Below are 20,489 nucleotides of genomic sequence, written 5' to 3'. Positions count from 1 at the left end.
CGCTTAGACAAGCCGTCGGAACGCGCGTACGCAGCCGCATGAGAGGCAGGGGCCGGGACATGGCAGAGCCGAGGATCTTCACTTCCGCCGAGGAACTGCGCGCCGGGGTGGGCGAGCAGCTGGGGCACAGCGAGTGGCTGGACGTCGACCAGAAGCGGATCGACCTCTTCGCCGAGGCCACCGGCGACCACCAGTGGATCCATGTGGACCCGGAGAAGGCCGCGGCGGGCCCGTTCGGAACGACGATCGCGCACGGCTACCTGACCCTGTCGCTGCTGCCGGCGCTCGTACCGCAGATCATGCGGGTCGAGGGCGTGAAGATGGGCATCAACTACGGCACCAACAAGGTGCGCTTCCCGTCCCCCGTGCCGGTCGGCTCGCGGCTGCGCGCGACGGCGGTGCTCAAGGAGGTCACGGAGGCGGGCGGCGGCGTACAGGTGACGGCCGTCGTCACGGTGGAGCGCGAGGGCGGCGACAAGCCGGCGTGCGTGGCGGAGTCGGTGTCCCGCTACTACTTCTGAGCCGCTGCGACTGCTGCCGCCGCTGCCGTCGCCGCTTCCGGGTTACTTCTGAGCGGTGACCATCCGCAGGACGAGGTCGGCGTACAGCGCGCCGACCTCGTCGGGCGTCCTGCGCCCCTGCGCGTTGAACCAGCGTGCCACGTCGATGCACAGCGACAGCACGGCGAGGGTGGTGCCCGGGACGTCCGGGACGTCGAACTCCCCGGCCTTCACACCGTCGTTCAGGATGCGGCGTACGGCGGCGTCGCTGCGGCGGCGCAGTTCGACGATCTCGGTGCGGTGCTCCTCGCTGAGCGCGTCGAGTTCGTACTGGACGACGCGCGCCGTGGTGTGCCGCTCCGCGTGCCAGCGGACGAAGGAGCGTACGGCGCCGTCGAGCCGCTCGGCGGCCGTGCCGGAGCCGTCCGCCGCTGCCTGGAGGATCTTCAGGGCCTTGTCGTGGCCGATGCGGCTGATCCGGTGAAGGAGCTCTTCCTTCGTCTTGTAGTGGATGTAGAGCGCGGCGGGGCTCATCCCCGCGCGGCCGGCGATGTCGCGGGTCGTGGTCGCGTGGTAGCCCCGCTCGGCGAACGCCTCGACGGCGGCGACCAGCAGCTTCCTGGCCGCCTCGGGGGTGACCTCGCCCCACGGCTTGTCCACGCCGTCGGCCGTCTCGTCGGTCGTCTGGCCGGCCGTCCCGTCCGCCGCGCTCATGGCTCGCCCCTTCCGTCTTCCGTCCCGCAGGAACGCACACCATACCCCGAAGGTGAGCAAGCGCTTAGAGCCTGCCCGGTCTCAGAGGTCTCAGAGCTTCTGGAACGGGTCGTGCTCGGCGAGGAGCTTCTCCAGGCGGGCCTGGTCGACGCGGCTCACGATCTGCCCGGCCTCCTGCCGGTCCCTGATCACCTTGGCGAGGGTGAAGGCGGAGGTCACCAGGTACAGGACGCCGATGCCGAGGAAGGCGCGCACCCAGGGGTCGGCGTCCATGGAGAGGATGCCCAGGGTCACCGCGCCCAGGGCCGTCACGAAGGCGGCGACGGCCTGTCCGTAGTACGCCGTCGTGTTCTGCTGCTTGACCGGTGTGTCGCTCATGACCGACAGCATGGGCGGGGGCGGCGCGGGCCGCATCCGCTCCCGTACTCACTTCACGTACTCACTCACTCCACGTGCGCGCTCACTTCGCGCCCTCGGAGCCGCCGGACCGGGTTTCCCTCCAGGAAGGCGGCGATGTCCTCCACCGCCTGCTCGTAGTAGGTGCGGTAGTTGCGTCCGGTCACGTAGCCGAGGTGCGGCGTGGCGAGCAGGTTCGGCAGCGAGCGCAGCGCGTGGCCGTCGGGGAGCGGCTCCGTTTCGAACACGTCCACGCCGGCGCCGGCGATCCACCCCTCGCGCAGCGCCCGGACGAGCGCCGCCTGGTCCACGACGGCGGCGCGCGAGGTGTTGACGAGGTAGGCCGAGGGCCGCATCCGCTTCAGCTCGTCCGGGCCGAGCAGCCCGCGGGTCCGGTCGCCGAGCACCAGGTGGACCGAGACGAAGTCGCTGGTTTCGAGCAGCTCCTCCTTGGAGGACGCGAGCCGGACGTCCTCGGCCCGCGCCCGCTCGGCGGTCAGGTTCCGGCTCCAGGCCGTCACCTCCATGCCGAAGGCCCTGCCGATCCGCGCCACCCTGCTGCCGGTCCTGCCGAGACCCAGCAGCCCCAGGCGGCTGCCGTACAGGTCGGCGCCGACGGTGCTCTGCCACGGGCCGTGCTCGCGCAGGGCCGTGTTCTCCCGTACCACCTGCCGGGCCAGCCCGAGGATCAGCGCCCAGGTGAGCTCGACCGGCGGCTCGGAGCTGCTCGCCGTCCCGCACACCGTGACTCCGCGCCGCGCGGCGGCGTCGAGGTCGATGGACGCGTTGCGCATCCCCGAGGTGACCAGGAGCCGGAGGCGGGGCAGCCGGGCGAGCAGCCGGCCGGTGAACGGCGTGCGCTCCCTCATCACGACGACGATCTCGCAGTCGCCGATCGCTTCGGCCAGCTCGTCCTCGTCGGCGAAGTGCCGCCGGTACGACGTCACTTCCACCGCGTCGGCCAGGCGGGACCAGTCGGCGGCGGACAGGGCGACGCCCTGGTAGTCGTCGAGCACGGCGCAGCGCAGCTTCATCGTCATCCCTCCGGTCACGGAGGTATGACGTTAGTACGCAGGCCGGTTCAGAAAGCGGAGACCCCCGTCAGGGCGCGGCCGATGACGAGCTTCTGGATCTGGCTGGTGCCTTCGTAGAGCGTCATCACACGGGCGTCGCGCAGCAGCTTGCCGGCCGGGTACTCGTCGATGTAGCCGTAACCGCCGAAGACCTGGAGGGCGTTGTTCGCGGCGCGCACGGCGGCCTCGGAGGCGAAGAGCTTCGCCTTGGACGCCTCGGTGACGAACGGTTCGCCGCGGTCGATCAGGTCGGCGACGCGCCAGGTCAGCAGGCGGGCGGCGTCCACGTCCACCGCGATGTCGGTGATCAGCTCCTGGACGAGCTGGTGGTGGGCGATGGTCCTGCCGAACTGCTCGCGCTCGGACGCGTACTTCACCGCCGCGTCCAGGGCCGCCTGGGCGATGCCGACACAGCCCGCCGCGACCGACATGCGGCCCTTGGCGAGAGCGGACATGGCGACCGAGAAGCCCTTGCCCTCGCTTCCCAGCATCGCGGAGGCGGGGACCCGTACGTCTTCCAGGAACAGCTCGGCGGTGGCCTGGCCGCGCAGCCCGAGCTTGCCGTGGATCTCGCGGCGGGTGAGGCCCGGGGTGTCGGTGGGCACCAGGAACGCGGAGACGCCCTTGTGGCCGGGGGCGTCGGTGGAGCGGGCGAAGAGCAGCACCACGTCGGCCCAGGTGCCGTTGGTGATGAACATCTTGGAGCCGTTGACGACGTACGTGTCGCCGTCGCGCACGGCGCGGGTGGTGAGGTTGCCGGCGTCGGAGCCCGTGCCGGGTTCGGTGAGTCCGAAGCAGCCGACCAGGTCGCCGGAGGTGAGACCGGGCAGCCACTGCCGCTTCTGCTCCTCGGTGCCCCAGTGCGCGATGGTCTTGGCGACCAGACCGAGCGATACGGACACGATGCCGCGCACCGAGGAGTCGCCGCGGCCGAGTTCCTCGGTGACGAGGCAGTACGCGAGGTGGTCGCCGCCGGAGCCCCCGTACTCCTCGGGGATCGTCAGACCGAGGAAGCCGAGGGCGCCGAGCTTCTTCACGACTCCGCGGTCGACGCTCTCGGCCCGGTCCCAGGCGACGACGTGCGGCGTGATCTCGCGGTCGGTGAAGTCCTTGGCGAGCTGCCGCACCGCGGTCTGTTCCTCGCTGAGCTCCAGATTCATCCCGGCACCCCACTTTTCATGAGCGTTTAATTAGCACTGCTAGTTTCTTGTTGGCATGCCTACTATGTGCCGCATGGCCCGACCGCGCAAGCCCCTCCTCAGCCGTGACCGCATCGTGGGCGCGGCGGGTGCGCTCGTGGACTCCGAGGGGCTCGACGCGGTCTCCACGCGCCGGCTCGCCGCCGAGCTCGGGGTCAGCGGGCCGTCCCTCTACAACCACTTCCGCAACAAGGACGAGATCCTCGACGCGGTCGCCGACACGGTCAGCGCCAAGGTCGACCTGTCGATGTTCGATCCGGCGGACGGCCGCGACTGGCGGACCGCGCTGCACGACTACGCCGTCTCCTACCGCGCGGCGCTCACCGAACACCCCAACATCGTCCCGGTGCTGGCGCGGGGGCCGGGGCGGCGGCCCGCGGGACTGCGGGTCGCCGACGCCGTGTTCGGCGCGATGGTCAGGGCGGGGTGGCCGCCGGCCCAGGCGACGTACATCGGTGCGCTGATGCGGTACTTCATCACCGGATCGGCGCTCGGCTCGTTCGCGAGCGGCTTCGTCGACGACGAGACGGCGTACGACCCGGCGGACTATCCGCACCTCGGCCAGGCCCATCTGCTCGCCGAGCGGCGGCAGAAGGTCGACGAGGGCGCCTTCGAGACGGGGCTGCGAGCGCTCGTCGACGGCTTGGCGCTCCAGTACGCGCAGTTGGGAACGGTTCGGCCCGCGCCGAACCGTCCGTGACGCACCCTGGGACCATGGCGCCCCACGACTCCCCCGCCCCTTCCCCTTCCCGTTCCCCTTCTCCCGCCTCCTCCCCCTCCCCCTCTTCCCCCGCGGGCCGCCTCGCGGCGCTCGCCGCGCTCCTCGCCGACGAGACCCGGGCCTCCTTCTGCCTGGCACTGCTCGACGGGCGGGCCTGGACGGCCGGCGAACTGGCGCGCCACGCGGGGGTGGCCGCGTCGACCGCGAGCGAACACCTCGGCAAGCTCGTCGGTGGCGGGCTCCTCGCCGAGGAGCGGCAGGGCAGGCACCGGTACGTCCGGCTCGCCGACGCGCGGGCGGCGCACCTCGTCGAGGACCTCGCCGCACAGGCGGCGCCACCGGCCGGCGAGCGGCCGGGCCCGCCCCGCTCACTGCGGGCGGCGAGTGCGAGCAGCGCCATGGCGCGCGGGCGCACGTGCTACGACCACCTGGCCGGGCGGATCGGCACCGTGATCGTGGACGCGATGACCGCGCGCGGCCTGCTGCGGCAGGACGCGGGCTTCGCCCTCACGGACGAGGGAGTGGGCTGGTTCGGCGCGCTGGGCATCGGTCTGGAGCACACGGGCCGACGGCCGCTGGTGCGCGCCTGCCTCGACTGGACGGAGCGCCGGCCGCACCTGGCGGGGGTGGCGGGAGCGGCGCTGTGCCGTCATGCGCTGGATGCGGGATGGTGCGTACGGATCGGTTCGGGGCGGGCGGTGAAGGTGACGCCGGAGGGGGGACGGGCGCTGCGCGAGGCGCTGGGGATCGAGCCGGGGACGCTCCTGCGGACGCCGGCCCGCGACTGAGGCGGGCCGGAACTTCGTTGCTCCGGAGCGGCACGCTCCGGCCCCCCAGCCCCTCCGCGCCTCCGCTCCTGCCGGGGCCGCCCTGCACGGCCGGCCCGTATACCCGAGGGCAGCGAAGCATCCCTGGACCTGGCGTCCGCCGGCGCCCCCTTCGGCCACGGCATCCGCCCGTGCCCCGGATCTCGGCACGCCCTGGCACTGGCCTGCGGCGTACTCGACGTACTCCTGGAGGAGACCCGCTCATGAACCGGCACCGGTACGACGTGTTCCGCGCCCTGCACCACCGCCCCGGCAACCCGCTGGTCCTCCCCAACGCCTGGGACCACGCCTCCGCCGCCGCGCTCGCCGAGGCCGGTTTCGCCGCCGTCGGGACGACCAGCCTCGGGGTCGCGTCGGCGGCCGGAAAACCGGACGCGACCGGCGCGGCACGCGAGGAGACCGTCCGTCTGGGCACCTCGCTCGCCCGGCTGCCGGTCCCGGCGACCGTGGACATCGAGGGCGGGTTCGGCCTGGACCCGGCCGGGGTCGCGGAGCTGGCGGCGGAGCTCGCACGGGCGGGGGTGGCCGGGGTGAACATCGAGGACGGGCGCCCCGACGGCACGCTCGCGCCGGTGGCGTACCAGCAGGAGCTGATCGGCGCGGTGAAGGCGGCCGCGCCGGCGCTGTTCGTCAACGCGCGCACGGACACGTACTGGCTGCCGGGCCACGCGGACGGGACGACGCGCCGGCTGTCCGCCTACCAGGAGGCGGGCGCGGACGGCTTGTTCGTGCCGGGGTTGCGGGACGAGTCCGTCATCTCGGCCCTGACGGCCGGGTACGAGGCGCCGCTCAACATCCTGTACGCCCCGGGGCGGTCGACGCTCGCACGGCTGGCCGAACTGGGCGTGGCCAGGGTCAGCACGGGGTCCCTGCTGTTCCGGGCGGCCGTTCAGCACGCGGTGGACGTGGCGGGGGCGGTGGCCCGGGGCGGCGGGGTGGACGTCGCGGGCGTGCCGGCGTACGCGGTGGCTGACGGATGGGCGGACTCGTACGGGAAGCAGGACGAGGGTCCGCCCCGCGGGGGTTCGTCCCCCGGTTCGGGAAGCCCCGATGTCCCAAAGTACGTGTTCTACGGGAGCCCCGTCCGGCGCATGGTCCGGACGGGGCGTCTTGCTCTCCGCGAGGGGCTACGCGCCCCGCTCCAGCTCTCCGGGCACGGGACCAGGGGCGAGTTTTCCGCCGCATGGTCCGGGCACGCGTAGAGGGTTGTTCCGGGGCCGCTGTTGCTCTGAATCCAGCGGACAGCCACCGGGGCGTTGGTGAGCTTGTGGCACTCGATGCAGAGCGCCACGTTCACGGCGGGCAGTTCGTTGGTGAGTGCTTCGCGGGTCACGCGCTCACCCCCGCAGCGGCGAATGCGGACCGGGGGAAGGGGGCTCCGGGGTAGCTGTACGGGTAGTCCACGCCGAGCGTTGCGAATGCGGCAGCCCGGCGACGTTCCCCGATCACCCCGAGTTCCATCGTGGTTTCGGCGAGGACGTACGGGCGGGTGAGTGCCACGTCTTCACCCCGCAGCGGTGTGTACAGGGCTCGGATGTGCTCGGGGGTCGGCGTCGGCCACGGCTTGGACCACGGGTCAACCGGGGCGGGCTCGGCGGTCGGCTCGGGCAGTTCGGCGAGGAATGTGGCGGAGTGGCGTCCGGGCCGGCGAGGGGCGAGGACGGAGAGCACCCAGGAAAGGGCACGGGCGATAACATCGCGCATAGGTCGTTCAGCTCCTACAAGCTGTCTCGGCTTAGCCCCGGCGAACCGGTCCTACGCGGTTTGTCGGGGCATTTTCATGCCTGACGCTAGGGCAACCGGTATAGGCACGTCTAGCCCTGTTCAACCCTGTCCAGGTGTGTGCTGAGTATTGGCCGGTTGTCTACGCTTCAGCCCATGGCAGCGCGCGAAATCGATCACCGGGCACCCGAACCGCCCTTCCGGCAGATTGCCGCCGACCTGACGCAGGACATCGAGCGCGGAGAGCTGCCCCCCCGGCAGTCCGGTCCCGTCTGAGAAAGAGTTGGTGGAGCGGTACGGCGTCGCGCGCAATACGGTGCGGTCCGCCCTCGCCGTGCTGCGAGACAATGGGCTCGTCTACACCGTGCCCAGCCGTGGAACATATGTCCATGAACGCAGCGGCGAGAACCAGCGTCAGAACGACGGGTAGCCCCGTTCATGCGCCATGGGGCAGCACATGAACGGGGCCAGAGCCGACGGGCCGGGCTGTCTTGTTCGCCGTCGCCCAGCGAGTCGGGATCTACTCGACGCGGGTCACGCGGGCTTGATCGGTGAAGTCGCGGCGGAACAGGGCGTGCCCGGTGCGTCCGGTGTGCCGCAATGCCCAGTCCTGAACGCTGTCAGGGTCGCCCTTGCGGCCGGAGTTCTCACCGCACCCGCTCGCCATGCAGAACACTTGGGCGGTGACGCCACTCCCTGGCACACGACGGATGGTATGGGCCACATGACGCATGACAGCGCGCCTCATCCGAACGCCTCGTCGGAGAGCGTGAGCACGTCTGCGCCGTGAGGTGTCGGCTGGTTCCGCGCCAGAGCCTCCAGCAGCTTCACCGCATCGCGGAGTGGCAAGGCTCCGAACTGAACGTAGGCCCGCCCCGTGGCGGTCACCAGGGGGCGAACCTTGCCCGCTTCGTCGTCCGGGATCCCTGCCCGCCTGAGCGCGGAACGCAACAGCGCCGCAAGGTGCTCGGCATTGGCGCGGGCACTCTTGCACTGCTCCATGGGAATCACGCCCGCACCCTCCGCTTCGCGTGGGGATGCTGCCGGATCTCGACATTCACGTCCGAGACCTTGGACATGTCCCCCACTGCGCGCGCTTCGCCGCGCTCGGCGGCCAAAGCACCGCACACGTCGCACCCCGGCTGTGGGGAAGGGTCCGCGTCGAGTCTCAACGGCAGCTCAACGGGCGGCCCGAGGTACGTCAGCGGCTTGGTCACGGTGTGCCCCCTTGCATGGTCTGGATGACGACCACGCTAGGGATCCAGCCCCCAACGACAGTGGCGTGATTCTCCGTGATTCTCACGCGCCCAATGCATGTTGCGCACGAACGATGACCCTGTGCGCTTCGGGGCCGTAGACGGCGCTACGCTCCAGCGCTTCCCACGCGCGGGAGTGCAACGCCACGTCCTCGGGGTCGTCCAACCACATTTCGGCGTGCCACACCTCAGTGATCACAAGCCGATCGTCGTGGAGGGAGAACCCGACTCCGGCGGGAAGCTGCATGTCCGCGTCGAAGGGCACGATGCCGACCCGGACATGCCCCGCTCCGAGTTGGCTCACAATGCGCTCAAGCTGCGCCGAAAGAACCGGAGGCGTGCAGGGGCGCGCGCGTAGCGCCCCTTCCCAGATGAGGAAGTGGAAAGCGCGGCTCTGGTCGCTGAGGATGTCTTGCCGCCCCATACGCGCCTGTACGGCAGCTTCAAGGTCACGCGGGGCAGTATGGATGGCTGCATAACGGGAGAGGACCGCGCGAGCGTAGTCAGCAGTCTGCAACAGTCCGGGAATCAGTGCGGGGTCAAAGCTACGGCGTTTGTGGGTCTGCCGCGCCTGCATCCAGTGCGCCTCCTGAACGGCGCGATAACCGCCGGCAAGTTGACGACGCCATGAGCGGTACTGCGTCTCAAGACCTCGAAGCCGCCCCACCAGTTCCGCCGTGCACTCCGGGTGCCCGGTCCCGTCCGCCCATGCGCTGAGATCGGCAGCAGTGGGAGTCTGCTTGCCGTTCTCCAGCTTGCTGACCTTCGATTGCGTCCAGCCCAACCGGGCGGCGAGTGCACGCCCGGTCAGCCCGCCCTCGGTGCGCAGCTCACGCAGCCGCACGCCAAGGGAGATCCGGGCTTGCTGGTAGTCGGTGCTCACTCAGCGGACGGTACCTGAGCCGTGAATTCTCGGTACGGCGTCGCGTAGTGCCATGCGGCGTCCCGCACCTGGCAGGCCCGCAGTACTTCGGCAGGGTCGGTGATCAGTTCCATGCCGATGGTGCGCTCACCGTCAAAGTGGAAGCGTGCCACGGTGCGGGAGTCGAACAGCCAGAACTCTGATGACAGGTCCAGGTGGCGCCGTTCGGCGTCCTCGCGCCACAGGCAGCGGATGTCTTCCCCGGCGGCGACGTTCGTGCGCGCGCAGGCCAACAAGTACCGCTGCCCGGTGGTCGGCGGAGTGTCCACAATCCGTACGCGCTCGAAGCGTTTCCCCGCGGCAACCATGCGCCGGACGTTCTCGAACCAGGGATGTCCGACCTCGCCGGCGGTGTCCCCGGTGCGTAGGAATTCTTGGTACGACGGCATGGCCTGATCGGACGCGTACCCCGTCTGAGTCTCCAGCCGCCAGGCGGTGTGCTCGAAACCGTCGTTGATGAACTCGTTGATCTTCTTTTGAGGAACGAACTCCGGCACGTGCACGGCCTCCTTGGGAGCGAAGTTCACCAGCAGCTCACGCGGGACAACCACGAACGCCTCACTGTCCTTGACGTATCGGAGCTGGCTGACATCGTTGGGGTCGGTCACGGCGTCGCCCTGTACGAGGACTTCCCCGGTTGTTACGTCCTCGTACAGCGTCGGACAGTCCCCGACTCCGGACGTACTCCCCAGCACCCTCAGTCGTCTTGCCATGACCGTTCCCCTCTCTGTCGGACACAACAGGCACAGCATGAGGTAGGGATTCGCCAACCACCAGGCATGATTCTCAAATATTCGCTTGTCGGCGGCATCAAGAAAGCCCCCGCACCCACCGCCCCGAGGGGTGGCGAGCACGGGGGCTCTGTGATGTGGTCAGCCGTTCAGTACGCCAGTCAAGCGCGCCGCAGCCTTCCCGCCGAACAGCGCCAGGCCACAGTAGAAGTCGATGCGGGTTCGGTAGACCGGCTTGTCGTGCGACTCGCCCAGATCCGTGACCTGGACGCCGCCATTGGTGAGGCCGGAGAGTCCGGCGTCCGCTTCCGAAGCCCCGAAGCGAACGGCGTAGATGTCACCGGTCTCAGCACCTCCGGTCTCGACTGTCAGCGGCAGCACGTCCGTGCCGTCCAGTCGCTGGCCGACGTCCAGGAGCGGGATTCCGTTCCACATGGTGGTCGGCTTTCCTGCTATCTCCTTGGTCAGCAGCTCACTACCCCCAAGCCGTCGGAACCCGGACGCAATCTTGGCCCGCAGAGCAGCATTCATGTAGAGCGCGCCGTTCGTGCCGTCGATGCCCCGTACCTGGTTAGTCAGGGTGTCGAGCAGGTCGAAGAAGTCGTGTCCGTTGACAACGGGACCCTTCCCCCGTGGCATCGACGACCTGTCGGCCGACCAGCCGCTTGAGAAGCCCGTCGAACCCCTTCGGGTTCACCGTGACGTCCCCGTTGAAGAACTGGTCAGCGAAGTGGATAGAGGCAGCCTTGACCTTCATGTGTGTCTGAATCGCGCGCTGATCACTGAGGTTTCCTCGGGTCTGGACGATTAACTTGTCTACGTCTGCATCGCCACCAAGGATCTCCAGTGTTTCGATGCGCTGGTTAAGAGTTCCGGCGCTCTCCGGGTACGCCTCGTTTACAGCGCGGAAGGACACCCCGGGGAGGCTGGATTCCTCGTTGTACTTGAACGCGCTTCCCTCCACCTGAATAAGCGGCAGCCTGTCCAGGATCGGCGACTCCTGAACGAAAGTCTCGATTACACCGCACTGAAGCTTGTCAAGGGTGAGCTTTGCGGATTCGGTAAGGGTGAGAGTCAAGGTAATTCCTCCTCGTATTGGTTGATCCGATATGTACGCGGCTCACAGAAACGCTCAAATGAGCCACGCGAGTTTTTTGCCTCCCGCCCGCTCAGCGAGTAGAGGGGAAGGAGGGCACTCCCTGGTCAGAACGGCGGAGGTTCGGACGCCTCACGCCGTGAGCGAGCCTCAGCAGCGAATCCGCCCGGCTGATTGCGTGCCGTCTCGCCGTTGTGGCACCTCGTGCACACCGGGCGCAGATGCTTCGGAGCATCCGGATTCGCCTCACCCCGAGCGATCAACTCGCGCCTTGACAAAGGGAAGTGGTCTGCCACGTTGGCGGTACGACCACACAGCACACACCACGGGTTGGCGTACAGGTATGCCTTTCGGATGCGCTGCCACCGTGTGGTGTAGACCGCCCCACCACGTGAGGCACGGTCTCGGTTGGCTTCCCTCGCATGTGTCGGGCAGCGTCCGCCCGTGGTGAGTTCGGGGCAGCCGGGGACAGAACACGGGGGGCGAGGCTTACGGGGCATGGGGGCACCTCCGATGCGAGTGGGGTTGTCGTCAGACGGACATGAAAGGGACTCCCGCGGGACTCCCAGTAACCCCTGGCCATAAGCAAGCGGGTGTTGTGCCATTGACCGAGCCGCACACCTATCAAGGTTGATAGATGTCACTCTCTGTAACCGGTGCAGGTAGGATCAGGAACCTGACGCACCCGCGCACGAGGGTTCACGGCGGTGAACCATTTCCCCATTTCCCGTGCTCCCCTAGCAGGCAATCGACGAGAGGTAGCCATGCCGAGCGACCGTGAACAACGCCCCGCATTTGAACTCCGCTGCGGCAGCGTGCTCCACGTGACCATCCATCGCGTCCCCGGATGGCTGGTGGCAGCTCTCGCCACGGCCACGGGAAGCTCGCTCGCCGCGTGGCTCACATCGCGGTAGCCGGTGAGGACACAGCAGAGAGTGAGGGGTTGGGCATTCCCGCCCTTTCCAACCAAAAGAGTGTCCTGATATCTGCGGAATTTGACCTACCGCGCGAGATCCGGTGTTCTGCGGTCATGCGTAGAGATACAGACTTCGACGACGAGGCTTCCCGCCCGGCCAGTCTGCCGCGACACCTGGACCGACAACTGCGGCACATCCGTGCGGTCAAGTAATCCCTACGTCTTCTGATGCGGGCGAGCCAGGACTAGTCGGCGCCGACGTAGCCAACGTTTCCGGAGGCATCTGCATCGATCCGTGCATCAGCTGGGTCAGCGGGCTTGCTCGTCCTCGCCGGCTCGGGCCGGTCCGGACACGATGGGGAGACCACACGAGCTTGCAACCCCGTTCGGCACCCCGGTCAAGGGGTGGTTACTCATGGGCGGTGTGGTCTCCCCGCGCTCTGCCTCATGACCCCTGCGGCCACCCCCGAGCAACGGTGAGGGTGCGTGGTGCACGGGCAGAGCTGTTCGTGAGAGTCGGGCACTCAGACCGCCGTTTCCGGGCTTGCGGGGTGCGCGGTAATCCCTGGTCTCTCACTGTGTTGTAGAGAGCGGCGAATTCCCGGCCCCCGCCGTGCGGGGCGCTCGGGGCCCGTTCCGGTCCCTCACTGTGGTGTGGGGTCCAGCAGATTCCCGAGGGGGCCGACCATGACGGGATGACGGTTGAACCAGCTGTTTGGTTTTCTCTCTATTTTTCTATGTGCATTCAAAAAAGTAGGTTCAACCGTCATACCGTCATGGTTTCGCCCGCTGGTCCGGCTGCCGCTCGCCGAGCCCCGGAGCGTCCACGTGAGGGCACGGGAAAGCCCCGGCAGTCACGAGGATTACCGGGGCTGTTCGGGCCGGTCGTACTGCATCCCAGGGCCACCCCTGTAAGGCACCGGACCTACCCCCGACGCTCCATTCTGGCCGGGGGCAGTCCGAGCCTTACCGAGGGTCATGCAGCGAGCGGCACCAGTTCGGGGACGGGCTCGGTAATCGGGACGGACTCGGCGAGCCGAACCGTGATGCCCGGTGCCGGGGTATCACCCCGTACCTCGCTTGCGATGTTTTCGGCTTCGGTGACGTTCGGTTCAATGGCGGGGTCAAGGTCGCCGCTGATGGTGAACTCCACTCGGCGGGTGTCCAGTGTCCGCCACCCGCCCTTAGTGCCACGCTTGACCACCAGATGGGCCCCGGCGTCCACCAGCATCGTGCGCCGTGCCGTGGTGTCGCCGCTGTGCCAGTCGTCGGCGTACGTACGGCCCGTGGGCACAGCCTTGCGGCGGGGTTCGGTCTTCTCCCGTGCTTCCAGCTCGGCAAGCCGGGTATCGAGCGCGTCTGCACGGCGCTGCCAGGCTGCCATGCCTGCTTTGGACTTACGCCGGTCCTTTTGCTGGTCGTGATCTTCCATCTCGGCAATGGTCGCGTCTATCTCGGGCTGTGGGTCATACCCCGGTATCTCGGTTACGTGGGTGATCTGCACCGGCCCGGCAGCCCGCAGGAACTCATCCGTTACGTAGTCGTCCACCCAAGAGGCCCGAATGGTGGCGGGTGCAGCGCAGTACGTCCCGTACTTGTACGAGCTGCACCCGTAGTTGCCCGAGGACTTGTTGAGGTACATCCGGCTGCCGCATCCCGCACAGTGGATCACCCGCAGCAACAGCGCGGAAGAGTCGGGGCGTTCGGGTGCCTTTTCCGCCGTGGGCTTGGGGGTGAGCAGTGCGCCCACCTGGTCCGAACTCTTCACGAGTGAGGATCGGGGTTTCGGTGGCCATGACGGGTGCGCCCTGGCCGTCCCGTACGGGCTTGCCCTGGTGCATCTTCCAGCCCATGAGCGCGGGGTTCGTGAGCATCTTCGTAATGGTCTGTGCTCGCCACTGTGCGGGCTTCTTCACCGGTCCGGCGCTCTCGCTGTCCGCGGTCTTGTTCTTCATCCGGGCCTGGTGAGCAGCCCAGTGCGCGGACGGGGACAGCGCCCCGTCTGTGTTCAGCATCTTCGCAATCGCGTGTGGGGTCTTGCCGGACACCAGCGCGGCAATGATCCGCTCAATGACCTTCACCGCGATGGGGTCGGGTACGAGGGTCCATCCGGCTCCGCCGTGCTCGGCGGGCATCGGGGCGGGCAGGTATCCGTACGGGGGCCGACCGCCGCCACGCCACCGGAGCACCATTTTCCGCATGGCTGCCTGTGCCCCGGTCACCCGGTCTTTGATGCTCTGCGACTCCACCTGAGCGGCAAAGGCAAGCATCATCATCATGAGTTCGGACATGGGGTTCATGGGGTTGCGGAAGTCGAACTCAAGTCGGCCCCCGCCGATCCTTTCGGCGAACACCAAGAGCTTGCGGTGTTTGCGTGCCCACTTCGCAAACTCGTGCATGTCGCCCATGGACCGGATGGCACGGTCAAAGCGCCACCACACCAGCGCGTCAAAGTCCTCCGGGCGAGACAGCCACCCGCCGAGCTGAGGACGGTCGAACGGGCCGATCTTGGACGCCGACACGTCCAGGTCCACGGCTTCGCGGAGCCCGTCACCCTCGCCGAAGTCGATGCCGAGCGCTGTGGCTGCTATGTCGTCGGCTTCCCGCTGCCGCTCGGGGCTGGTCGTCTCGTCCGTCCGTACAGAAAGCCGGATGCACCGCACACCCCGCAGCGTCTCGGGGATGCTCCCTGTAGGGCGGTTGTTGGTCTCCATACGCGTTGTAGAGACCGGCACATTCCTCGGCGCCTTGACCTGCGATGCTGCGACCATGTCCCGACCACTCCAGAAGTGTCAGTCTGGAACATCGGGAAGGGGCGGGTAGGGGAAAAGCCCCCCGCGGGGTCAGCCGTGCGGTTCCGGCGGCAGCCCCGCCCCCCGGGCCATCGCTTCCCCGAACGCCCCCTCCCCCAGCGCGGGCGGGGGACCGGGGCGGGGGCGTGCGAATTCATGTGGAGGTGCGCAGCGCCGACAGCCATGACGGCCGCATGAACAACCGCACGCTTCCCGTGGAGGCCTTGATCGTTGTGGACGTCCAGTCCGCCTTCGTCTACAACAGCAACGGTCTGACAGCCTTGTACTGATCGCCCTGCGCGGCGGCGGCGCTTCGCGAGGGGGCTGTCCGTCCACAGCGGGCGGCAAAAAACAAAGGCAAGGAGTGCGTACTCTCCTTGCCACTTTTAACTTATAGCGCACTGGGGGGCTTGCCGCAAGGCCCCGGTCGTGCCGCAGAATCATCGGCCGAAGCCGGAATCTGCGGAAGTGAGAGCCACGAAATGCGTGTGTTGTTGTCGACGTACGGGTCGCGTGGGGACGTCGAACCGCTGGTGGGACTCGCGGTGCGGTTGCGGGTGCTCGGCGCGGAGGTACGGGTGTGCGCGCCGCCGGACGAGGACTTCGCGCAGCTGCTGGCCGGTGTCGGCGTGGAGCTGGTGCCGGTCGGCCGGCCGGCGCGCGCGCTGATGACCGGGGCACCGCTGCCGTCGTCGGCGAACCTGCCCCAGCGTGCGGCGGAGTTGATCGCCGCCCAGTTCGACGCGGTCGCCGCGGCGGCCGAAGGGTGTGACGCACTGGTGGCGACCGGGGCGATGCCGGCCGCGGCCGGCGCGCGGTCGGTGGCCGAGAAACTGGGCATCCGCTCCGTTTCCGTGACCTTCCAGCAGCTCACCCTGCCGTCGCCGCACCACCCGCCCCTGACGTATCCGGGCCGGCCGTTCCCGCCGGAGGTGACCGACAGCCGGGTGCTGTGGGACCTGGACGCGCAGAGCATCAACGCCCTGTTCGGTGAGGCGCTCAACACGAACCGGGCGTCGGTCGGCCTGCCCCCGGTGGACAACGTCCGCGACTACGTCATCGGCGACCGGCCGTGGCTGGCCACGGACCCGGTGCTGGACCCGTGGCAGGAGACGCCGGGCCTCGACGTCGTACAGACCGGCGCGTGGACCCTGCCGGACGAACGCCCGCTGCCGGCCGAGCTGGTGGCGTTCCTGGAGGCCGGCGAACCACCGGTGTACGTGGGCTTCGGCAGCATGCCCATGCACGCCTCGCAGGACGCCGCCCGGGTGGCCGTCGATGCGGTCCGCGCGCAGGGCCGCCGCGCACTCGTCTCCCGCGGCTGGGCCGACCTGGCCCTGATCGACGACCGGGACGACTGCTTCGCCGTCGGTGAGGCCAACCACCAGGCGCTGTTCGGCCGGGTGGCCGCCGTCGTGCACCACGGCGGCGCGGGCACCACGACGACGGCCGCCGGGGCCGGCGCGCCGCAGGTGGTGGTGCCCCAGGCGGTGGACCAGCCGTACTGGGCCGGCCGGGTGGCCGAGCTGGGCATCGGCGCGGCGCACGACGGTCCGGCTCCGACCCTCGAGTCCCTGTCGGCCGCGCTCAGGACGGCCCTGAGCCCCGAGACCGGCGCACGAGCGAGGGCCGTGGCCGGCACGGTCCGCACCGACGGGGCGACGGTGGCCGCGAAGCTGCTGCTCGACGCGGCCGGCTGAGAAAGGCCGCCCGTACCCGCGTGAACCACGCGGGACCGTCGTACCAGAACCCATACCCCAGGCCCAGAGCCCAGAGCCCAGAGCCCAAGGCCCAAGGCCCAAACCCCACCCGGTGCCCGGAGCACGAGAACCTGCACGCCCTGGCGAGCTGGACCGACACCGGCCACCGGGCGGGTCCGCGCCAGGCGGAGCGTCGCCCGTCATGGCCACCAGGTCCGTCACGCCGGTCCGCCAGGACGCCCCGCCGCGCGCCACGGCCGCAAGCGGCCTCACATCGGAGCTCACCCCCATGAAACCCCTGACCACCAGCGCGTTCGACCTTCCCGACCGCCTCTCCCCCAAGGCCGACCCGGCACTGATCGCCGGCGACGAGCAGCACTTCGCGGCCGTCGCGGAGTGCCTCGACCAGACGATCGCCGACCTGTCCGACCGCCTCGCCGCCGAGCGCAAGGCGCCCGGCGGCCTGGGCCGGCAGGCCATGGACCGGGACACGGAGATCCACCGGCTGACCACGCGCCTGCGCGCACTGCGTCGCTTCGGCCTGGACCTGTGCCTCGGACACATGGCCGGCGCGGACGGCTCCGAGCCCGTGTACGTCGGACGGCTCGGCCTGACGGACAGCTCGGGCCGCCGGCTGCTGCTCGACTGGCGCTCCCCCGCGGCCGAGCCGTTCTTCGGGGCCACCCACGCCAACCCGATGGGTCTGGCCAGCCGCCGCAGGTACCGCTGGACCCGCGGCCGGATCAGCGACTACTGGGACGAGGTGTTCACCTCGGACGGGTTCGCCGGGCACGCCGCGCTCGACGACCAGTCCGCCTTCATCGCGAGCCTGGGCACCAACCGCTCACCACGGATGCGGGACGTGCTCGGCACCATCCAGGCCGACCAGGACGCCGTCATCCGCGCGGGATCGCGCGGCGCCCTCGTCGTCGACGGCGGCCCGGGTACGGGGAAGACCGTCGTCGCCCTGCACCGCTCCGCCTACCTCCTCCACTCCGACCCCCGCCTGGGACACCGCCGGGGCGGCGTACTGTTCGTCGGTCCGCACCGGCCCTACCTGGCCTACGTCTCCGACGTCCTCCCCAGCCTCGGAGAGGAGGGCGTGCAGACCTGCACCCTGCGGGACCTCGTCGCCGAGGGGGCCGCGGCAGCGGTCGAGACCGACCCGCACGTGGCTCGCCTGAAGTCGTCCGCGAACCTGGTGAAGGCGGTCGAGACGGCCGTCAGGTTCTACGAGGAGCCGCCCGCCGAGGGGATGACGGTCGAGACCCGCTGGTCCGACGTCCGGCTGAGCGCCGACGACTGGGCCGTGGCGTTCGAAGCGGCAGAACCCGGCACTCCGCACAACGAGGCGCGCGAGCAGGTCTGGGAGGAGCTGCTCACGATCCTGGTGGACAAGCACGACGACGACGTCCCGGCCGACCTGCTCCGCACCTCGCTGCGGCAGGACCGGGAGCTGCTCACCGCCTTCGACCGCGTGTGGCCGCTGATCGAGGCGGCCGACCTGGTCGCGGACCTGTGGTCGGTACCCGCCTACCTGCGGAAGTGCGCTCCCTGGCTCAGCCCCGACGAGGTCGGGAAGTTGCAGCGCGAGGAGGACCCCCAGGCCTGGACGGTGTCCGACCTGCCGCTCCTGGACGCGGCACGGCAGCGGCTCGGGGACCCGGAGGCGGCCCGGCGCAGGCGTCGGCGCGAGGCCGTCCTCGCCGCCCAGCGCGAGCGCATGGCGCAGGTCGTCGACAACCTGATCGAGGCCGCGGCCGACTCCGGCGCCGACGGTGACGACGGCGAGGGTCTGGTGACGATGCTGCGCGGCGAGGACGCCCGGGTCAGTCTGGTCGACGAGTCCGAACTGCCCAGCGCCGACCCGGACCTGCTCGCCGGCCCGTTCGCGCACGTCGTCGTGGACGAGGCGCAGGAGCTGACGGACGCCCAGTGGCAGATGCTGCTGCTCCGGTGCCCGTCCCGGAGCTTCACCATCGTCGGGGACCGCGCCCAGGCCCGGCACGGGTTCACGGAGTCGTGGCGGGAACGGCTGGAGCGGATCGGGTTCGACCGGATCAGCCTGGCCTCGCTGAACATCAACTACCGGACGCCGGAGGAAATCATGGCGGAAGCCGAGCCGGTCATCCGGGCCGTGCTCCCGGACGCCAACGTGCCGGCCTCGATCCGCAGCGGCGGCGTCCCCGTCGTCCACGGATCCGCCGCGGATCTGGGCACGGTCCTCGACACCTGGCTCGCCGCGCACGACGAGGGGATCGCCTGCGTCATCGGTGATCCCGCGTTCCGGCCGACGTCCCGCGTCCGGTCGCTGACCCCGGAGCTGTCGAAGGGGCTCGAATTCGACCTGGTCGTCCTCGTCGACCCGCAGGCGTTCGGCGAGGGCGTCGAAGGAGCGGTCGACCGCTATGTCGCGATGACCCGGGCGACCCGGCAGCTCGTCGTCCTCACGAGCTCCTGACGTCCTCCGGGCGGTCGGCCCGTGCCCGGTTCGCCAGGATCCTGATGGAGATCAGGGCGATCACCGCGAGGCCGACGATGTACGCCGACACCGCCATCGACGTGCCCGTGGCCTCGAGGAGCAGCACCATCATGAACGGGGCGAGCCCGCCGCCGAACACGGCCGCGATCTGGTAGCCGAGCGAGGCGCCCGTGTAGCGCATCTCGGCCGTGAAGAGCTCGGCGAAGAGAGCCGCCTGGGGCCCGTACATGACGCTGAGGAAACAACTGGTCACGAACGTCCCGACGGCCAGCCACAGCAGCGACTTCGTGTCGATGAGCAGGAACATCGGCACCGCCCACACCAGCAGCCCCACCGCGCCCGCCGCGTAGATCCGCAGCCGGCCGATGTGGTCGGAGAGGGCGGCGGAGGCGGGGATGAGGACGAGCTGGGTGAGGCTGACGCACAGCGAGACCGTGAGGACCGCGCTGCGCTCCATGCCGAGTTCGCGGGTCGCGTAGTCCAGGACGCCGGTGATGATGATGTAGAAGGTCGCGGTGTTGACCGCGAAGGACCCGCCGGCCAGGAACACCGTGCCGAGGTGCCTGGTCAGGATCGTACGGAGCGGTGAGCGGGCCGCGCCCTTCTCCTGCGCGGCCAGGGCGCGTTCGGCCTCGCGGAAGGCGGGGGTCTCCTCGACACGGGTGTGGATGTACCAGGCGAGGACGAGCACGAGGACGCCGACGAAGAACGGCACCCGCCAGCCCCAGGACGCGAAGGCGCTCTCGCTGGTCGTGGCGCCCGCGACGAGGAAGACCGTGTTCGCGGTGACCACGCCGATGGGGACGCCGAGCTGGACCAGGCTGCCGTACAGCCCGCGCTTGCCCTCGGGGGCGTACTCGGTGGCCATCAGCATCGCGCCGCCCCACTGGGCGCCGACCGCGATGCCCTGCACCACGCGGAGCAGGACGAGCAGGACGGGAGCGGCGATGCCGATCGTCTCGTACGTCGGCAGGAGACCGATGCCGGTGGTCGCGAGGCCCATCATCGTCAGGGCCAGGACCAGCATCGGCTTGCGGCCGCGCTTGTCGCCGAGCTGCCCGGCGATGACACCGCCGACGGGACGGGCGAGGAAACCGACGGCGAAGGTGGCGAAGGCGGCGAGCACGCCCGCCGACGAACTGCCGGACGGGAAGTACAGGTCGCCGAGGACGAGGGCCGCGGCGATGCCGAAGACGAAGTAGTCGTACCACTCGACGGCGGAGGCGAGGGCGGCCGCAGTGGCCACCTTGCGCCGGTGGCGGTCGGCCGGTGCGGCCGCCGTGGCGTCCGTGAGCGGGGAAGGTGCCGTGTCCATGCGGTGCACACTCCGGTGGGTGCGGGGACGGAGAAGAGGGGGTGGCGCCGTGATGTGCCGGGACCGTACCGACCGGATGGTACGGAGGTCAACGGGTCCGGCACCAGGACTTTCTCCCGCCGCGCCG

At 69.5% G+C, this 20,489-nt stretch carries 23 protein-coding genes; 8 read left to right on the top strand and 15 right to left on the bottom strand.

The features are described 5' to 3' along the window. Positions 1–59: 59 nt before the first annotated feature. Positions 60–521: a MaoC family dehydratase gene (locus ABD374_RS09040; protein ID WP_344493254.1), complete on the top strand. Its 462-nt coding sequence runs from the start codon at positions 60–62 to the stop codon at positions 519–521. Positions 522–563: 42 nt separating this feature from the next. Here the strand turns inward: ABD374_RS09040 and ABD374_RS09035 are convergent, their stop codons facing one another. The 4 genes from ABD374_RS09035 to ABD374_RS09020 form a co-directional block, all read right to left on the bottom strand. Then, complete coding sequence (locus ABD374_RS09035; protein WP_344493252.1) at positions 564–1,214, bottom strand: TetR/AcrR family transcriptional regulator; 651 nt, start codon at positions 1,212–1,214, stop codon at positions 564–566. A gap of 90 nt (positions 1,215–1,304) precedes the next feature. Further along, complete coding sequence (locus tag ABD374_RS09030) at positions 1,305–1,592, bottom strand: YiaA/YiaB family inner membrane protein (RefSeq protein WP_344493250.1); 288 nt, start codon at positions 1,590–1,592, stop codon at positions 1,305–1,307. 65 nt (positions 1,593–1,657) lie between these two features. Next, positions 1,658–2,644: a D-2-hydroxyacid dehydrogenase family protein gene (locus ABD374_RS09025; protein WP_344493441.1), complete on the bottom strand. Its 987-nt coding sequence runs from the start codon at positions 2,642–2,644 to the stop codon at positions 1,658–1,660. A gap of 47 nt (positions 2,645–2,691) precedes the next feature. Continuing rightward, positions 2,692–3,843: an acyl-CoA dehydrogenase family protein gene (locus ABD374_RS09020; RefSeq protein WP_344493249.1), complete on the bottom strand. Its 1,152-nt coding sequence runs from the start codon at positions 3,841–3,843 to the stop codon at positions 2,692–2,694. A 73-nt stretch (positions 3,844–3,916) separates the two neighbouring features. On the opposite strand from ABD374_RS09020, the gene ABD374_RS09015 reads away from it, so the two are divergent. The 3 genes from ABD374_RS09015 to ABD374_RS09005 all read left to right on the top strand — a co-directional run bounded on the left by ABD374_RS09015 (position 3,917) and on the right by ABD374_RS09005 (position 6,632). Then, entirely contained in the window at positions 3,917–4,582 is a 666-nt protein-coding gene (locus ABD374_RS09015; RefSeq protein ID WP_344493247.1) for a TetR/AcrR family transcriptional regulator, read from the top strand. Positions 4,583–4,596: 14 nt separating this feature from the next. After that, positions 4,597–5,391, top strand: coding sequence for an ArsR/SmtB family transcription factor (locus ABD374_RS09010; RefSeq protein WP_344493245.1), 795 nt, complete (start codon positions 4,597–4,599; stop codon positions 5,389–5,391). 242 nt (positions 5,392–5,633) lie between these two features. After that, positions 5,634–6,632: an isocitrate lyase/PEP mutase family protein gene (locus ABD374_RS09005; RefSeq protein WP_344493243.1), complete on the top strand. Its 999-nt coding sequence runs from the start codon at positions 5,634–5,636 to the stop codon at positions 6,630–6,632. Positions 6,633–6,759: 127 nt separating this feature from the next. Here the strand turns inward: ABD374_RS09005 and ABD374_RS09000 are convergent, their stop codons facing one another. After that, on the bottom strand, positions 6,760–7,134 hold the full coding sequence (locus ABD374_RS09000) for a hypothetical protein (protein ID WP_344493241.1): 375 nt from the start codon (positions 7,132–7,134) through the stop codon (positions 6,760–6,762). Between the two features lie 304 nt (positions 7,135–7,438). Here ABD374_RS09000 and ABD374_RS08995 point away from each other — a divergent pair, with 304 nt between their 5' ends. Next, positions 7,439–7,582, top strand: a complete 144-nt coding sequence (locus ABD374_RS08995) for a GntR family transcriptional regulator (RefSeq protein ID WP_344493240.1) — start codon at positions 7,439–7,441, stop codon at positions 7,580–7,582. A 90-nt stretch (positions 7,583–7,672) separates the two neighbouring features. Here the strand turns inward: ABD374_RS08995 and ABD374_RS08990 are convergent, their stop codons facing one another. The 9 genes from ABD374_RS08990 to ABD374_RS08950 all read right to left on the bottom strand — a co-directional run bounded on the left by ABD374_RS08990 (position 7,673) and on the right by ABD374_RS08950 (position 14,787). Beyond that, the gene (locus ABD374_RS08990; protein ID WP_344493238.1) at positions 7,673–7,855 is read right to left on the bottom strand and encodes a DUF7848 domain-containing protein; all 183 of its coding nucleotides are present in this window, start codon (positions 7,853–7,855) and stop codon (positions 7,673–7,675) included. A 41-nt stretch (positions 7,856–7,896) separates the two neighbouring features. Continuing rightward, complete coding sequence (locus tag ABD374_RS08985) at positions 7,897–8,163, bottom strand: hypothetical protein (RefSeq protein ID WP_344493236.1); 267 nt, start codon at positions 8,161–8,163, stop codon at positions 7,897–7,899. Next, positions 8,160–8,369, bottom strand: coding sequence for a hypothetical protein (locus ABD374_RS08980; protein ID WP_344493234.1), 210 nt, complete (start codon positions 8,367–8,369; stop codon positions 8,160–8,162). The genes ABD374_RS08985 and ABD374_RS08980 overlap by 4 nt, the downstream gene beginning before the upstream one ends. 82 nt (positions 8,370–8,451) lie before the next feature. Continuing rightward, positions 8,452–9,291 carry a helix-turn-helix domain-containing protein gene (locus ABD374_RS08975; protein ID WP_344493232.1) on the bottom strand — a complete coding sequence of 280 codons (840 nt, stop codon included), beginning with the start codon at positions 9,289–9,291 and terminating at the stop codon, positions 8,452–8,454. Next, complete coding sequence (locus tag ABD374_RS08970) at positions 9,288–10,043, bottom strand: DUF6879 family protein (protein WP_344493230.1); 756 nt, start codon at positions 10,041–10,043, stop codon at positions 9,288–9,290. Before ABD374_RS08970 ends, ABD374_RS08975 begins: the two co-directional genes overlap by 4 nt. Positions 10,044–10,202: 159 nt before the next feature. Then, entirely contained in the window at positions 10,203–10,592 is a 390-nt protein-coding gene (locus ABD374_RS08965; RefSeq protein ID WP_344493228.1) for a hypothetical protein, read from the bottom strand. Positions 10,593–10,632: 40 nt separating this feature from the next. Then, positions 10,633–11,139, bottom strand: coding sequence for a major capsid protein (locus ABD374_RS08960; protein ID WP_344493226.1), 507 nt, complete (start codon positions 11,137–11,139; stop codon positions 10,633–10,635). A 1,910-nt stretch (positions 11,140–13,049) separates the two neighbouring features. Then, on the bottom strand, positions 13,050–13,715 hold the full coding sequence (locus ABD374_RS08955) for a hypothetical protein (RefSeq protein ID WP_344493224.1): 666 nt from the start codon (positions 13,713–13,715) through the stop codon (positions 13,050–13,052). Next, positions 13,600–14,787, bottom strand: coding sequence for a recombinase family protein (locus ABD374_RS08950; protein WP_344493222.1), 1,188 nt, complete (start codon positions 14,785–14,787; stop codon positions 13,600–13,602). The genes ABD374_RS08955 and ABD374_RS08950 overlap by 116 nt, the downstream gene beginning before the upstream one ends. Before the next feature lie 224 nt (positions 14,788–15,011). Here ABD374_RS08950 and ABD374_RS08945 point away from each other — a divergent pair, with 224 nt between their 5' ends. The 3 genes from ABD374_RS08945 (at position 15,012) to helR (ending at position 19,026) form a co-directional block, all read left to right on the top strand. Continuing rightward, the gene (locus ABD374_RS08945; protein WP_344493220.1) at positions 15,012–15,155 is read left to right on the top strand and encodes a hypothetical protein; all 144 of its coding nucleotides are present in this window, start codon (positions 15,012–15,014) and stop codon (positions 15,153–15,155) included. 192 nt (positions 15,156–15,347) lie between these two features. Then, positions 15,348–16,565, top strand: a complete 1,218-nt coding sequence (locus ABD374_RS08940; RefSeq protein WP_344493218.1) for a glycosyltransferase — start codon at positions 15,348–15,350, stop codon at positions 16,563–16,565. 289 nt (positions 16,566–16,854) lie between these two features. Beyond that, positions 16,855–19,026, top strand: coding sequence for an RNA polymerase recycling motor ATPase HelR (helR, locus tag ABD374_RS08935; RefSeq protein ID WP_344493439.1), 2,172 nt, complete (start codon positions 16,855–16,857; stop codon positions 19,024–19,026). On the opposite strand, the gene ABD374_RS08930 is transcribed toward helR, so the two are convergent. Further along, positions 19,013–20,362 (bottom strand): MFS transporter, encoded by a 1,350-nt coding sequence (locus ABD374_RS08930; protein ID WP_344493216.1) that lies wholly within the window; start codon positions 20,360–20,362, stop codon positions 19,013–19,015. The two genes, helR and ABD374_RS08930, sit on opposite strands and share 14 nt — an antisense overlap. Between the last annotated feature and the right edge of the window lie 127 nt (positions 20,363–20,489).

The sequence above is a fragment of the Streptomyces enissocaesilis genome, assembly GCF_039533765.1.
Taxonomy (GTDB): domain Bacteria; phylum Actinomycetota; class Actinomycetes; order Streptomycetales; family Streptomycetaceae; genus Streptomyces; species Streptomyces enissocaesilis.
This window is presented reverse-complemented; position numbering and strand designations above follow the sequence as displayed.

Bases quoted from the DNA above. Each gene is read 5' to 3' on its own strand.
- ABD374_RS09040 (WP_344493254.1), top strand. From the start codon at position 60: ATGGCAGAGCCGAGGATCTTCACTTCCGCCGAGGAACTGCGCGCCGGG.
- ABD374_RS09035 (WP_344493252.1), bottom strand. From the start codon at position 1,214: ATGAGCGCGGCGGACGGGACGGCCGGCCAGACGACCGACGAGACGGCC.
- ABD374_RS09030 (WP_344493250.1), bottom strand. From the start codon at position 1,592: ATGAGCGACACACCGGTCAAGCAGCAGAACACGACGGCGTACTACGGA.
- ABD374_RS09025 (WP_344493441.1), bottom strand. From the start codon at position 2,644: ATGAAGCTGCGCTGCGCCGTGCTCGACGACTACCAGGGCGTCGCCCTG.
- ABD374_RS09020 (WP_344493249.1), bottom strand. From the start codon at position 3,843: ATGAATCTGGAGCTCAGCGAGGAACAGACCGCGGTGCGGCAGCTCGCC.
- ABD374_RS09015 (WP_344493247.1), top strand. From the start codon at position 3,917: ATGGCCCGACCGCGCAAGCCCCTCCTCAGCCGTGACCGCATCGTGGGC.
- ABD374_RS09010 (WP_344493245.1), top strand. From the start codon at position 4,597: ATGGCGCCCCACGACTCCCCCGCCCCTTCCCCTTCCCGTTCCCCTTCT.
- ABD374_RS09005 (WP_344493243.1), top strand. From the start codon at position 5,634: ATGAACCGGCACCGGTACGACGTGTTCCGCGCCCTGCACCACCGCCCC.
- ABD374_RS09000 (WP_344493241.1), bottom strand. From the start codon at position 7,134: ATGCGCGATGTTATCGCCCGTGCCCTTTCCTGGGTGCTCTCCGTCCTC.
- ABD374_RS08970 (WP_344493230.1), bottom strand. From the start codon at position 10,043: ATGGCAAGACGACTGAGGGTGCTGGGGAGTACGTCCGGAGTCGGGGAC.
- ABD374_RS08965 (WP_344493228.1), bottom strand. From the start codon at position 10,592: ATGAATGCTGCTCTGCGGGCCAAGATTGCGTCCGGGTTCCGACGGCTT.
- ABD374_RS08955 (WP_344493224.1), bottom strand. From the start codon at position 13,715: ATGTACCTCAACAAGTCCTCGGGCAACTACGGGTGCAGCTCGTACAAG.
- ABD374_RS08950 (WP_344493222.1), bottom strand. From the start codon at position 14,787: ATGGAGACCAACAACCGCCCTACAGGGAGCATCCCCGAGACGCTGCGG.
- ABD374_RS08940 (WP_344493218.1), top strand. From the start codon at position 15,348: ATGCGTGTGTTGTTGTCGACGTACGGGTCGCGTGGGGACGTCGAACCG.
- helR (WP_344493439.1), top strand. From the start codon at position 16,855: ATGAAACCCCTGACCACCAGCGCGTTCGACCTTCCCGACCGCCTCTCC.
- ABD374_RS08930 (WP_344493216.1), bottom strand. From the start codon at position 20,362: ATGGACACGGCACCTTCCCCGCTCACGGACGCCACGGCGGCCGCACCG.